The sequence below is a fragment of the Pedobacter arcticus A12 genome, assembly GCF_000302595.1.
GTDB lineage: Bacteria > Bacteroidota > Bacteroidia > Sphingobacteriales > Sphingobacteriaceae > Pseudopedobacter > Pseudopedobacter arcticus.
Map to the genome: position 1 here is coordinate 74,450 of NZ_AKZJ01000015.1, position 14,153 is coordinate 88,602.

Genomic DNA, 14,153 nt, shown 5'->3' on the forward strand with positions numbered 1-14,153 from the left:
TTTGATTGTAGTTGCGCCGTTTACTAACACGGTGGTTTACCAAAGATAAACATCGCTTTAAAAAAACACGGGTCAGATTAATTCAAAGTGAGGTGTAAATCAGGTCGCCGAGTGTGTAAAAACTTATTTTTGACACATCAGATATCCTATTTTGCCCTGTTACGCTATCTTAATCAAAACTTTAAACTGCAATTTTGATTACAATTAAAATAAGTCCTTTAAATTTTGTATTTCAGAGTACTTTTAGCCTAAACCAGAAAAAATGATTAAAAAGATTGCTGTTGTTGGTTTCGTTTGCTTCTTTACAAACTTCGTTTTTGCGCAAGAAGTAAAAAATCTAATTACTTACAAACAGGTAGACACAACTACTCTGAAGATGGAGGTTATTTATCCGCCTGATTTAGTGAAGAGTAAAATTTACCCAGCGGTAGTTTTTTTCTTCGGCGGCGGTTGGATTAGCGGGAGCATTAATCAGTTTAAACCACAAGCTAATTTCTTTGCAAAAAGAGGAATGGTTTGTTTTTTAGTAGATTATAGAGTTAAAAACAGGCAGAAAATTACTCCGTTTGAATCTTTAAAAGACGCCAAATCTGCAATGAGGTTTGTAAGGAAAAATGCAAGGGATTTTCAAGTAAATCCCAATGCAATTATTGCTTCTGGCGGGTCTGCAGGAGGACATTTGGCAGCAGCAACTGCTTTAATTGATAACTATAACGAAACCACGGATGATCTATCAATCAGTGCAAAGCCAAATGCGCTAATTTTATTTAACCCCGTTATTGACAATGGGCCTGATGGTTATGGCTATGAAAGAGTTGGTGATGCCTATAAAAATTTCTCTCCCTTATACAATATCCGTAAAAACGCACCGCCAACTATCGTATTCCAAGGAACAAAAGATAAGCTGATACCAGTAGCCACGGCAGAACGGTTTAAGAACGAAATGATAAAAGCTGGAAATCAATGTGAATTATTTTTATACGATGGGCAAGAACATGGCTTTTTCAACAAGAAAGAATTTGTAGATAAAACGATGGTAGAGACAGATAAATTTTTGACCCAATTAGGATATTTAAAACCTTTATAAAAACCTGAGCTCGATTATAAAGGTATTGACTAGGGCATTACCAGATTGATCTATATCGGCGCCAATGTCAAACCTTTTTAGTCTATAAAACAGATACGATCGATAAGCAGAGAAAACCATTTATAATCAAACATAAATTTTACTTACAACTGAACTAAGAGCTTAATAAAGCGACTTGAGATATAAAACAAAGAGGCTGTCTCAAAAAGGCAGTCTCTTTTTGTTTTACAATTATTCCAGTTTTGTTACATTTTTTTTTTTTTTGTTATAAACATCTGATTTTCTTATATTTAGGTGTTAACAAAGAGAGGCAATGCCAAACAAAACACCTTCGTTCAAGGCTTATAACCAGCATCAGATTATGATGCTTCCACCGTCTTTAGAAGAGCTTATAGCCGATAAGCATGCGGTGAGAGTTGTGAACGATGTCATCGATCGGATCAATGTAGAACCTCTGCTTTTGGCTTATCCTACAACAGGAACATCTTCCTATCATCCGGTAATGCTGTTGAAAGTTCTGGTTTATGGATATGTAAGCAACATCTACTCTTCCCGTAAGCTCGAAGCTGCCTGCAAAGAGAACACCCATTTCATGTGGCTGAGCGCCATGAACCGGCCAGACCACCATACTATCAACCGTTTCAGGGGCGAGAGACTGAAAGAGGCTTTGAGAAAAGTATTTGAGCAAGTGGTCCGTTTGCTGGCAGAGGAAGGGTTATTGAGTATCGAGGAAATTTACACCGATGGCACCAAGATAGAATCAAGCGCAAACAAATACACTTTCGTTTGGAGAAAAGCCATCCAGACCAACAAGGAAAAGATGAAGGCGCAGCTCGAGCAGATATGGCAATATGCCCAGAGCGTAAGTAATGCTGAGGATGATCTGCCAGAACCGCCAGAGTTGGCTACTATCAACAAAGAGAACGTAGAGAAAACGATAGCCAAGCTTAACGAGGTGTTGGGAAGCAAGAAAAACATCGATAAAAAAGTAAGGGCAAAGCTGAACTACATTAATAAAAACTTTCCAAAAAACATCCAGAAATACCAAGAGCAGGAAGCTATTTTAGGAGAGCGAAACAGCTACAGCAAAACAGATGAAGAAGCTACTTTCATGCGCATGAAAGAAGATCACATGGGAAACGGACAGCTCAAGCCCGCTTATAACACGCAGATATCCACTTCCAACCAATATATCGTCAATTACACCCTACATCCAAATCCTACCGACACCACGACTCTGTCTATTCATCTTGCCCAGCACATCCAGAGCTTTGGTTCTGCTCCAAAAGCATTGACAGCTGATGCGGGATACGGATCTGAGGAAAACTATACCATATTGGAGAATCTTGAGGTAGAAGCTTTTGTGAAGTATGGCAAGTTTGATAAGGAGCAGGGACAGAATTATAGGGACAAGCAACCTTTTTCTGCCGATAAGCTATTCTACAATGAAGAACAGGATTGTTATATCTGCCCTATGGGACAGAGAATGGGCTATATAGGAGATAGCAATAAGAAAACCAGTACTGGATTCGAGCAGACCCATAAACGGTATCAGGCACAGAACTGCTCAAACTGTCCTTTGAACGGGGTTTGTCATAAAGCCAAAGGAAACAGAATTATTGAAATCAATACAAACCTGCACAGGCTGAAACAACAGGCTTTCCAGCTACTGAACTCAGAACAGGGAGTAGCACACCGTAAAAAGAGGTGCTATGATGTGGAACCTGTGTTCGGAAATATCAAACACAATCACGGCTTTAAGAGATTTATGCTTAGAGGAAAGAAAAAAGTGGAAATTGAATGGGGTTTGATTGCAATTGCCCACAATATTAGAAAAAAGGCAGCCTAAAGAGGGCTTTTTCTCTCCTTTGAAGAGGTAGGAATGGTCCAACGACCAATAAACAACTCAAGAAATCCCTACCACAGGAAATCCAAAAAATAAAAAAGCTGCCTCAATTGTTTTTTGAGACAGCCTCTTTGTTGCTTTTCTTGTTATAATATTGAAGTCCCTTTTTTTTGTTAGAAAGATATCTTTTTGACTTTACGTCTCTTCCTTATATTAAGAAAAGCACAAAACACTACTTCGCAATAATTTCATTCATTTCACGGTGAAGCAATGCTTTGGTTTTTGCATACTTTGCGTTGGTTGCTAAGTTTTTCCACTCGTAAGGATCTTTGATGTGGTCATATAATTCTTCATCTCGGTTGGTATATCTGATGTAGTGCCAATTTTCTGTACGATACGAATAATTTTGCTTTTCTTTTGGGATATCAATTCCAAAATTACCGACGATTGATAAAGCACCATTTGGCCCTTTCCACTCTTTTGGTTTTCCCTCTAAAAATGGTCTTAGCGAAAAGCCGCCTAAACGGCCGCCTTCTGGAGATATTTTATTATCTCCTTTTAAAGATGTTAAATCAATAAGCGTAGGAACTAAATCTATTAGCGCAACAGGATGTGTTATTTTTGTATTTGCTACTGTATTTGCTACTGTATTTGGCGTTCTAATTACCATTGGAACTCTGGCACTTTCATCCCAAGGAGAATTTTTAAATAAGTAGTCTTTTTCGCCCATTTGCCAGCCGTGGTCGCTAGTAAAAACCACGATGGTATTGTCTTTAAATTTACTTTTTTCTAGACCATCTAGTATTACACCCACCTGCTCATCAACAAAAGCAACAGCCGCTAAATATCCTTGCAAAAAGTGTTTAAGCGCCAATTCTCTATCGCCACCGTAAGACTCTACCAGCATTTTATAATATTTCGGTCCTTTATCCTCACTGCTAATGTTCTGAGTATAATAAGTGTCCTTTTTATCATCAACCAACCACTTGTCTAATTCTAATTTATCCAATGGAAACATGTCATAATATTTATCCGGAACATGTAACGGAGTATGCGGTCTTACAAAACCAATTCCCATAAAAATGGGGTTTGGCTATTGGTTTGCTCTAGCTCTTTTAATTTACTTAGTCAAGCCTTAAAAAGCCATTTCCGATCTGATTATCCAATTCAGCATCCAAGTATTGAATTGGATAATCAGGTTTTGAAAAAAGACAAAAAAGGAGTATTTCCATTTATTCATCATCCGTTTGAAATTGAAAGCTGCTGCGGCTAACATAATATTTATGTTGTCGCCAACAATCCCTTTGTAAAAGTTTCTTCCTAGTCTGTGGTCGGTTTTCAAGTGTCCAATCACGGGTTCTATCGATGCTCTTTTCCGATGGTCTTCTTTAAGTCTGTTTTGTTGGTACTTTGTCTGCTTTTTATCATTGAATGGTTTAGGGATCTGGACCTTGGTTGATCCAATCTGTGTGTTTCCTTTGTAGCCACGATCCACACTCACCGTCTTGGGCTCTTGACCAATCAACTTATTGACCTGCGCTAATGCCGGTGTCAAGGTATGTCCATCAAATTCATTTCGAAACCCCATTGCGCCAACAATCACACCTGTATTCTGCGTTTTCACGATGGAAACTTTATTCCCGAACTCATATTTCTTATGCTCTTTTCCTTTGGAGATGCAAAGTACCTCTGGCTCATTCAGTGAGTATATCTTGTTTTTACTTCCTCTGGTTTGTACCAGCACCTGCTTAAACAATAGGATGGTTTCTTGGTGGGCGGAATCCGGCGGCAGATTACGCTCCAGTTCCCGAACCAGTCTGCCAGCGATGGTCTTTACTTTCCTGTCCGCTTTTCGGGCTTTCGACTTGTTTCTGGGATGATTACGAAAGCGTTGATCGACGCCTAGCTTTTTAAGCGTTCTGGTATAGCTTTGCCGGATGGGCAACTGTTCATTCTGTACGATTTTCAGCGTCTTTTTAATGATTTTCCTGTGCAGCCTGCTGTCTGTTGGAAAGGTAATGTTCTTCTCCTGAACAGTGGTGTCGGCACTAACATGCGGATCATGACTGTCATCCCCATTGATTCTGATACTTTCTTTAAAGATCAGTTCAATTCCTGATTCCCCAATACGTTTACGGAAATGGACCAGTTCTGAAGCTTCACAGGGAACTCTCGCAATAAATTCCTGCAAACCGCAGAAATATTGATAGTACAGATTCTCAGACCATTGTTCCACGATACTTTCATCAGAAATATTACGGATATACTTCAGCATCAACAAGCCTACCATCAAGCGGATTGGTTTTGCCGGGCGACCGTTATCAGGACAATACAGAGGACTGAACGCCGTCTCAAACTGTTGCCAGTCAATGCGGTTAGCTAAAATATAAAGCGGGTGCTTAGCACTTAATGTGTCTTCTAATGAGAAGAAAAAACTCGACTGGTTTGACGTCTTTTTCTTTGCTAACATAGTTTTAATCTGCAAGGTTTCTACGCTAAATATACCTAATCCTGCAATTAAAAATAAGTAAAATAATAACCAAATATCTGATTATCAATATGTTAAATGCTTTTTAAGGACTGACTACTTACCGCCCATTGCGCATGCTTTTCATCCTGCAACAAATCGCGGTCATTATCATTAATGTAACGCATTGGAGATTTATCCCCTCCGTAAACCCAACCTTTCTCGCCTTTTACACCAGACGTAATTGCACTTGACAATCTTCCAAAAGAACCATCTACAGCACCTATAGAATGAAAAGGTTCTGGAACTGATGGATTAGCAGGAAGTTTTTCTGACACACCGTCATAATAAAAAGGACCATAATTATATGCTGGATTCATTCCCCACTCATTCTAATCTTTTGGGATGTCGTGATGTGTTAATTTTCCGGAACCAAAGGTTTTATAACCGTTCTCCTGAAAAAGTTGCATAATGGTTTTATTGTTTTTTAAAACCGGCTGGCTTTTCAATTTTGTCCACCCAAAATCTCCAGAGTCATGCGGATAAACACCTGTAAATAAGCTGTTTCTTGATGGGCAACAAACTGGATCGCTAGATTCTGCATTCATAAACCTAACCCCAGATTTAGCTAACCTATCCATATTTGGAGTTTTAGCTTGCTTATGACCGCCAAAAGCACCCTCATAATCGTTTAAATCATCACAAATTATAAAAAGAACATTTGGTTTCTGACTTTTATTCTGAGCTTCTACGCGGCCAAATGTAAAAGTTGTAATCAATAACGCTAGAAAAATATAATCTCTAATCTTTATCATTTTGAATTATTTTATTTAGGATGAACACAGTCAAGTTTAGGTTTCTGCATCGGGTTATAGCACATTCGCTATAACCCATCTGCATTATTGCTTTTCCGCTCTTAACATCTCGCCAACCTTCAAAAGAATGTCTACGCTTTCTTTCGGAACTCTACCTGTTCCATCTGGACCGATATTCAGTAAAAAATCACCTCCGTTACCATTGATGTTTTTTAGCATTTTGTAAACTTCTTCTGGTTGTTTCCAGTTATGGTCAGCAGCTTTAAATCCCCAATTATCATTTAAAGTATAACAAGCCTCCCAATGATAATCTACTGGTTTATCAAAATGAGTTTGCTCTGGGGTATCGTAATCTTTTTTGAATAGGTTTCTTTTTGCAACTCTGTTATTGATAACGATGCTCGGCTTTAGTGTTCTGATATAGCTGTACAAATCTTTACCGTCTGCAAGAGTCCACCAGTTAACCCAATCGTCATCAAACCACATTAAATCAGTGTCATAACGTTCAACTAATTCTTTGATTTAGTTTTTCATATAGGTAACGTATTCAGCTTTCTTTCCTTCTTTCATCTTATTATTAGCCCAAGGTTTTTCGGCATTTTCCCCATCAGCAGTTACACTTTTTTCTTGAGAAGGATCATGCCAATCAAACAAACTGTAATAAGTGCCGAACTTAAGTCCCTGTTTACGACACTCGTCACTCAATTCTTTAAGAATATCTCGTTAAAATGGCTACTACCAACGTCAAAAGTAGTCTATTTGCTATCCCAAAGGCAAAAGCCTTCATGGTGTTTAGTAGTAATTACAATATATTTCATCCTTGCCTTTTTAGCCAATTTCACAATAGCTTTGGCATTAAAATTAACAGGATTAAAATTGTGAGCCAATAATGCATATTCTTGTGGAGAAATATCGGCATTTGCTTGAATCCATTCTGCGTAGGCTTTCTTTTCTTCACCTTTCCATACGCCACCAAGTTGGCTGTAAAGTCCTAAGTGGATAAACATTCCATATTTAGCATCGGTAAACCATTTCATTCTTGTTCCATACTCCTCCTTAGACTCGTTAAGAAAGGACGTTTCTTGTGCATGAACATTTACATGACCAGAGAACAAAAGAGCAAAGAGATGATGATTTTTTTCATTTTTTTGGATAATAATTAATTAAAATAGTGTTTGATATCTTTTATAAATTTTATTTTTCGATTGATGATTTCATGTGCTGTCTGAGCTTATTCTCTTTTTCCGCCGTCCAATACTTACAATCTAGTTGGATAAATACCGACGAATAAGGAATAACCTCATCCGTTTTTAAAACTAATACTTGGAATAATTTTGAAGCCGTGTCCATGTTTACAAAAACAGAATCATGTAACATACTTTGCTGCTGATAATTTCCAATGCGTTTTAATAAAGCAGCTTTATACTCATCGATATTCGCGACTTGATTTTTGGTGATATAATTCAGCTCTTTGTCAGTAAAAACATTTGGCTTTACATGAGTTGAGCTATCTATTTGCGACAAAGTATAATCAAGTACTTTTAACAAACCTTCGTGTGTATCAATGGTAACAATACCTTCGGCATTTTGAGTTGGAAAAGCTTTATCAACCACTAAAATCCAGTTTCTATGTCCGTATTCGGAAAGTTTACTGTTAAACTCTTGCTTCCATGAATCTGAACTTGATTCCTCTGCTTTTGGGCCTCCGCTTTTACAACCGATAGCGCAACTAACTATCAATAAAACGGCTAACGAATATTTTATCATTTTCATAATTTTTTTAAAATTTGATTTCTTTATGCTCACCAGCTTTTAAAACAGTGGGCTTTTTAGTTGTTGACCTATCACCTAAACTGAATTTGGAGAACGAAAGCGTTCCATCCAAAACAGTTAATACTGCTTTCTTATCCTCCACTTTACAAGTTCCCCAAGCGTAGCCATTGCTCCAAAAATAATTTCCAGGTGTAGCAGTGAATGAAATACTGCTTTCTACCCCCGAATAATGAAAGCCACTTAGCGCTAGAACCGAAGCCCAACTAGCCATGGCTCTACCATAATGATGACCGCATTCCGGCTCATCATACGGGTTTCTTTTTCTTCCGTCAAAACGTTCCCGGATGCTCTTAATACACTTTAATCCGTTGTTTATCTGGCCTTCATATATCATCCCAATAGCCGCAGTATATTCAAAACCCGTCATAGCTTCTGCGAAATAAGGGAAAGGAACTTTTTCTCTTCCGTATGGCCAACTCGCCATTATTAATCCACTTTCATTACCCATTACATAAGAACGCATGTTGTTAAACCTGGCCGAGAAATTTTCTACGTAATTATATTTCATAATTGATTTTAACGTAGTACTGATGTTCTCTTTTTTAGCCAGATAACCTAATCCACAAATATGGGCCATATATTGCCCCACTAACTGATCAACCAAACAGCCTTTGCCTAACTGAAAATCTGGATTTTTAAGTTTGCTAATGTCCGCATTACCGTTTTTTAACCCTGGAAAAATAGCTGTAGTAGGCGGTTGAATTATTTGAATATAATATTCGCCGTTAAAAAGGTTTGCATCTGTCCATGCACTTCCTTTTTTAAACAAAGTGTTACACTTTTTAGCAAAGGCATCATCTTTTAAAAATTTGGCCATTTCTTCTGCAGCCCGTAATGCTCCTAAATACCAAAACTGCATTTGCGGGTTTGGTCCATAATATTCAACATCCATGGTGTTGTGTTGGCAACCTTCCATCACTCCATCTACATCGCCGTCCCAACCACCTTTTACCCAAGCAAAAGCCAAAGCATTTTTCACCTGAGGCCAATTATCTTTTAAAAATGCATTGTCTCCAGATAATTGCCATTCTCTGTAAAATTTCATTATGGTTCCCATTTGTCCATCAGCAGCGGCTAGCGGACCTTTAGAAGCTTCAGACAAGGGTAAACCGGCTCTAAAAGACATAAATCCATTATCTCTTGAAGCATAATTAAATTCTACATCTCTCATGCTTTTTGCCAAATCGCCATATAAAAAAGGAGTAGCAACTTCGTAGTTCCAAACATGTGTACAGGATCCTTTACAAGAGCCAATTTCGTCCATTACCCCTTCCCACGCCATCATGTGCCCATCTTTTATCCGAAACACCGTTTGCGACCGAAGTGTACTTAAGTTAAATAAGGCGGCTTCTTTTACATCCGCCGGTAATGAAGAATTGAGAAAAGCATTTAAAAACAGCTTTGTCTTTTCTTTTAACGCCGGTATTTGTGGAATTACTTTTTCGGCAACGTCCCAGGCGTTTTCATATTTGGTACTGTAGTAATTACCTTCCACCTTATTTGACCATGCAACCCTGTTCGGAAAATTCCAGGTGATGTAAAATTGATAGGTTTCAGTACTATTAGGTGCAATTTCTTTTTTAACTGCCAAAGAGGCCATTGGGTCATTATCAAACAATCTATTCTTATCGGTTAGTTCGCCGTCAGCGCTAAAATCATCCCAAAAATCAAGTGTAGAAAGTGCCCATCTGTTAGCTACGGAAGATCTGCGGTAGCTTACTCCTGATTTTTCATCGGTTAATAAACCAATTGTACCGTAGGCTGGATCAGCTTTGTTTACGCTATCAGAATACATGTAAATACCGCTGAGCTTGCCATTATCTTTAAAAACGTTTTGATTTTTATTAGCCCCATCAGGGATAAAATCTCCTTTCCAATCTTTGTGGTATTTGCTGCCATCTTTTCCTACAAAATTACGCATGGAACCAGAAACGGATACTTCCATTGGCTTTGAGCTTAAGTTTGTAACCTCGTAAGTCAATACCGCAATTGGTAAACCGCTCGCATCGGCATCTCCCGGAACCATAGGGTTAAAACCTATAATTTTAACTTTTATGGGTAAAGCAGGATCCGAGAGGTTAACCATCCCAACGGGATAAGAAGCATCAAAACTTGCATTTGCGAAACGTGGAAAGCCATGCTGATTAACTGGCCGACCTTCATAATGTTGATATTCAGTATCGTCAACAGGCCCAATGAGTGCTCTGGTGATAGATTCTTCGCCACGTGGCTTTACAAAAACAGCAAAGAAAGGAGCATCGTTTCCTGTAGTTACCGTACTGTAACCAATTCCAGGTTTGTTCATAATTTGCCAGTCTCGCAATTCACCGCGACCGCCTAAAGAAACCGTACCCGTACCAATTCCACCTAAGGGCAGTGAGATATTTAGCAAATGATTTTGATCATAGTGCTTTAAAATAGGCCACTCTTTTTTGCCTTGGGCAAAAAGTAGTGAACTCGAAAAAATCAATGCAAATGATATAAAACTTCTTACGATCATTAAATTTATTTTATAATTGGTATTACATAATACTACAAAAATTACGCTTCTGCAATTTTATAGCTGTAGGTAAAAGTAGGATTAAATAAGAGTTACTGCGGGTAGTTAAATGTTCAGAATAGAGGTATTTTTGGTTCAATAGTGAATTATAGGATAACAATTCGCAAGTTAGGGAACAAATTTATGTATAATCAAAAATTCTTCCTGAGGGTGAAAGCTCTATAAAAAATAGGCGTACGCAGTGGTTTCAGAGTGCCAAATTTAGGATGTTTATTTACCGGGGTGTATATTCGATTTTAGGAAAAGGCAAGTGGCAATTTTTAAAATTTACGCTCTTCGCTAAAATCTACGGAAAAAACGCCGATTCGTTCAGTATAATTAAGAGAAAAATTCATTAACGATTTATCCGAATTGCTATATCATTCGGATAAATCGTGAGAACTAACAGCTTATTAAACTAGCTTTTTTGTTCAATTTTATTTTTTAAAAGGTTTTATCGAGTAAGAATACTCATAAATTTTATTATTTAAAAGATACTTACCATGTGGTAAAGCGCCCCAACTATTATCTCCGCCCAAACCACGTTGCTTTAAATCGATACTTAAAACATTGAAATTTCTTACAGGTACATCAGCCGGGTGCTGATTTTTTTTATTGAGTCCTGGATCAAAATCTTCGGCATTGTTTGGCAGTAAAGAAAACTCCAGGGCTTGTAAACCTTTAATTTGGATACCATTTCCATTTTTATCATGCACATTTAACCATCTTACACCAGTTTTATTTCCTTTTTCCTGTGGTCTAATATAATCGATATCGTGTTTATTAACATCGTTTTGGTTATATATTCCTAAAAAAGAAGAAGTATTTCTGTCGCTATAATTTTCCCAGGGACCCCGACCGTAAAATTCATATTGCGAAGCATCCTTGGTTAATTGCATACGCATTCCAAAACGAGGAAGATCTGGCAAAATATTGTCTAACATATCAATTTTACAATTGATAATTACAGAACCATCATTGTTAATGCTGTACTTTTCTTGATAATTGCTGTTGATATCTGTTAGTTTATAATCTGCAGTAATGCTTATTCCACTTACGGTTTGATCGCTTACTTTAACGCTCAACAGTTTTTTGTTGATATGTGCTGTACGCCAAACTCCATTTTTTTCTGGCATTTTATTACCAAAGTCATTATCTGTTGGGGCTCGCCAAAAATAAGGCTGTGGTAAACTTTTGATTATTGAGCTGTTGTTATACTTGAAGTCGGCAAATTTGCCATTTTGTAAGTTAAACGTTCCGTTTACTGTTCCTGAAGAAAACTTCAACATTTTATCACTTTTCTCAATCTTCAGCGTTCCATCAGCCAACTGCTTCTGCTTAAAATAAGCATTGTCTCCATTATCAAATTGCTCTCTGGCAACTTCATGATTAGCAGCAACTAAATCTGTGGCTGTGTTGGTGTAAGCAAACACATTCAAATTATATTCGTTACCATCTTTAAAATCTGTTTTTGGAAGTTTAAGCTTAACCAAAGCTTGCTTTCCGGCACTAGCCTTTGCGCTGAAAGTTCCGTTACTTATTTCAGACCCATTTTTTAACAACTTCCATTTGAAATTATAACTGCTTAAATCCTTAAAAGAAAACTCGTTAGCTACGAAAATAATCCCTCTTTGCCAATCCATATCCTTAAAAATAATATCCTGATAAACTTTTTTTACCTCATAAAGTCCAGGATGCGGAACTCGGTCAGCAGAAACTAAACCGTTTGCACAAAAGTTTTCATCATTTTGTAGATTTAAGCCCCCTAAATCTCCACCATAAGCCCAATAAGTTCCGTTTGGTCCTTCGGTTTTTAAGCCTTGGTCAACCCAATCCCAAATAAAACCGCCTTGCATGTGCGGACTGCTTTTGATGATATCCCAATATTCCTGAAAGTTACCACTACTATTTCCCATAGCGTGAGCATATTCGCACATGATAAACGGACGCTTTTGGCTTAAGTCTTTGGCGTAAGATTTCATATAATCGATTTTTGGATACATAGGCGATACAATATCTGTGTTCCAATCTTCGCCCGCTTGTTCAAACTGTACCGGGCGAGTGGTATCAGCATTTTTTAACCATTTGTAGGCATCGTGAAAAACCTGACCATTTCCACATTCGTTACCCATACTCCAGATAATAACAGAAGGATGATTAAAATCTCTTTTCACCATTCTTTCAATACGATCCATAAAGGCTGGTGCCCAACTTTTTAAATACGCCGGATGAACAGACTTATCGAAATTTCCTTGTAAAGATGCGCCCATACCGTGTACTTCAATATTAGCTTCATCCACAATGTAAAAACCGTACTCATCTGCCAATTTATAGATTAATGGATCATTTGGGTAGTGGCTTAAACGTATAGCATTGATATTGAACTGCTTCATCAATTGAAGATCCTTTATCAAAGTTTCTTTTGGCACAACATGACCCAAAATCTCATCATGCTCATGCCGGTTTGTACCGTGTACCATCACTTTTACGCCATTAACCAATAATTGCGCATTTTTAATCTCCACTTTTCTGAAACCTACTTTTGCACCGGTTATCGAGATGCTTTTATCAGCTTTGTTTTGCAGAGAAATAGTTAATTGATAAAGATTCGGGATTTCTGCACTCCATTTCAATGGATTATTGATGGTGGCAGAAAAACTTTGATTGCTACTTACCAAGCCCTTGCTAGCGATGTAAACTGTTTTTCCGTTTAAATCGGCTAGTGAAACTTTAACCTCATAATCACTCAGTTTACTATTTCCCAAATTAGCAAAGCTCAAATCAATATTTAACAAGCCATTTTTGTAATTGTCATCTAAATCGGCTTTTACGTTAAAATCCTGAATACTTACCGAATTTTTTGCCTGTAAATACACGTCTCTTTCAATGCCGGTTAATCTCCAGAAATCCTGATCTTCTAAGTAAGAACCATCATGCCAGCGGTAAACTTGTGCGCTAATTACGTTCTCGCCATCTTTAAGATATTTGGTAATATTGAACTCCGAAGGTAATTTACTTGCTTTGCTTAAACCAACTGCCTGACCGTTGATGTATAAATACATTGCACCAGAAATAGAACCGAAATGCAATGTAATGTCTCTTCCTTTTAATGAAGGATTAACAACGAAAGTTTTTCGGTAAGTACCAACCGGATTAAAGTCCTGACTAATGAACGGTGGATTTGCCGGAAATGGATAAACAGTATTGGTATAAATAGGAATTCCGAAACCTAAAACTTCCCAATTTCCAGGTACAGCTATACTTTTGAATTTGCTATCGTCAAAATCTGATTTAAAAAAATCAACTGGCCTATCTTTAGGCGAATTAACTATTTGAAATTTCCAGGTACCGTTTAAAGACTGGTAGTCATTAGACTTTTCATAGTCATCTGACTTTATATCCTGGGCAGTTTGGTAAGTCATGAACTGTACATGCGGAGCTTCCATGTTAATGTTGACAATTTTTTCATCTTGCCACTCTTTGTGCGTGAAAACAGTTTGTGCAAATGTGGAGGACCCAAGGCTTAAAATAAAAGCAGAGAGTCCGATTGATAAATATTTCATATT

Annotated in this window: 10 protein-coding genes and 1 pseudogene; 2 read left to right on the forward strand and 9 right to left on the reverse strand. The window is 37.6% G+C overall.

Features of this window, described 5'->3' with window-relative positions; all coding sequences use genetic code 11:
• Positions 1-262 precede the first annotated feature (262 nt).
• Together B176_RS0101160 and B176_RS0101165 are read left to right on the forward strand one after the other, a co-directional pair.
• Positions 263-1,087 carry an alpha/beta hydrolase gene (locus B176_RS0101160; RefSeq protein ID WP_017256944.1) on the forward strand — a complete coding sequence of 275 codons (825 nt, stop codon included), beginning with the start codon at positions 263-265 and terminating at the stop codon, positions 1,085-1,087.
• Positions 1,088-1,400: 313 nt separating this feature from the next.
• On the forward strand, positions 1,401-2,936 hold the full coding sequence (locus B176_RS0101165) for an IS1182 family transposase (protein WP_017256945.1): 1,536 nt from the start codon (positions 1,401-1,403) through the stop codon (positions 2,934-2,936).
• A 229-nt stretch (positions 2,937-3,165) separates the two neighbouring features.
• Here the strand turns inward: B176_RS0101165 and B176_RS18770 are convergent, their stop codons facing one another.
• The 9 genes and pseudogenes from B176_RS18770 to B176_RS0101215 form a co-directional block, all read right to left on the reverse strand.
• A complete protein-coding gene (locus tag B176_RS18770; protein WP_017256946.1) occupies positions 3,166-4,011 on the reverse strand; it encodes a sulfatase-like hydrolase/transferase in 846 nt (281 codons plus the stop codon).
• Positions 4,012-4,068: 57 nt separating this feature from the next.
• Positions 4,069-5,403: an IS5 family transposase gene (locus tag B176_RS0101175; RefSeq protein WP_017256947.1), complete on the reverse strand. Its 1,335-nt coding sequence runs from the start codon at positions 5,401-5,403 to the stop codon at positions 4,069-4,071.
• 92 nt (positions 5,404-5,495) lie between these two features.
• Entirely contained in the window at positions 5,496-5,780 is a 285-nt protein-coding gene (locus B176_RS0101180; RefSeq protein ID WP_017256948.1) for a hypothetical protein, read from the reverse strand.
• A gap of 12 nt (positions 5,781-5,792) precedes the next feature.
• Positions 5,793-6,215, reverse strand: a complete 423-nt coding sequence (locus B176_RS0101185; RefSeq protein ID WP_017256949.1) for a sulfatase-like hydrolase/transferase — start codon at positions 6,213-6,215, stop codon at positions 5,793-5,795.
• Positions 6,216-6,299: 84 nt separating this feature from the next.
• Positions 6,300-6,932 (reverse strand): annotated as a pseudogene (locus tag B176_RS21325) (alpha-L-fucosidase).
• Positions 6,933-6,970: 38 nt separating this feature from the next.
• Positions 6,971-7,330 (reverse strand): alpha-L-fucosidase, encoded by a 360-nt coding sequence (locus B176_RS21460; protein WP_262495903.1) that lies wholly within the window; start codon positions 7,328-7,330, stop codon positions 6,971-6,973.
• A 79-nt stretch (positions 7,331-7,409) separates the two neighbouring features.
• A complete protein-coding gene (locus tag B176_RS0101205) occupies positions 7,410-7,982 on the reverse strand; it encodes an RbsD/FucU domain-containing protein (protein ID WP_161603004.1) in 573 nt (190 codons plus the stop codon).
• A gap of 13 nt (positions 7,983-7,995) precedes the next feature.
• Complete coding sequence (locus B176_RS0101210; protein WP_017256954.1) at positions 7,996-10,548, reverse strand: GH116 family glycosyl-hydrolase; 2,553 nt, start codon at positions 10,546-10,548, stop codon at positions 7,996-7,998.
• Between the two features lie 476 nt (positions 10,549-11,024).
• The gene (locus tag B176_RS0101215) at positions 11,025-14,150 is read right to left on the reverse strand and encodes a glycoside hydrolase family 2 TIM barrel-domain containing protein (RefSeq protein ID WP_017256955.1); all 3,126 of its coding nucleotides are present in this window, start codon (positions 14,148-14,150) and stop codon (positions 11,025-11,027) included.
• Between the last annotated feature and the right edge of the window lie 3 nt (positions 14,151-14,153).

Bases quoted from the DNA above. Each gene is read 5' to 3' on its own strand.
- B176_RS0101175 (WP_017256947.1), bottom strand. From the start codon at position 5,403: ATGTTAGCAAAGAAAAAGACGTCAAACCAGTCGAGTTTTTTCTTCTCA.
- B176_RS0101215 (WP_017256955.1), bottom strand. From the start codon at position 14,150: ATGAAATATTTATCAATCGGACTCTCTGCTTTTATTTTAAGCCTTGGG.
- B176_RS0101165 (WP_017256945.1), top strand. From the start codon at position 1,401: ATGCCAAACAAAACACCTTCGTTCAAGGCTTATAACCAGCATCAGATT.
- B176_RS0101185 (WP_017256949.1), bottom strand. From the start codon at position 6,215: ATGATAAAGATTAGAGATTATATTTTTCTAGCGTTATTGATTACAACT.
- B176_RS0101210 (WP_017256954.1), bottom strand. From the start codon at position 10,548: ATGATCGTAAGAAGTTTTATATCATTTGCATTGATTTTTTCGAGTTCA.
- B176_RS0101160 (WP_017256944.1), top strand. From the start codon at position 263: ATGATTAAAAAGATTGCTGTTGTTGGTTTCGTTTGCTTCTTTACAAAC.
- B176_RS0101205 (WP_161603004.1), bottom strand. From the start codon at position 7,982: ATGATAAAATATTCGTTAGCCGTTTTATTGATAGTTAGTTGCGCTATC.
- B176_RS18770 (WP_017256946.1), bottom strand. From the start codon at position 4,011: ATGGGAATTGGTTTTGTAAGACCGCATACTCCGTTACATGTTCCGGAT.
- B176_RS0101180 (WP_017256948.1), bottom strand. From the start codon at position 5,780: ATGAATCCAGCATATAATTATGGTCCTTTTTATTATGACGGTGTGTCA.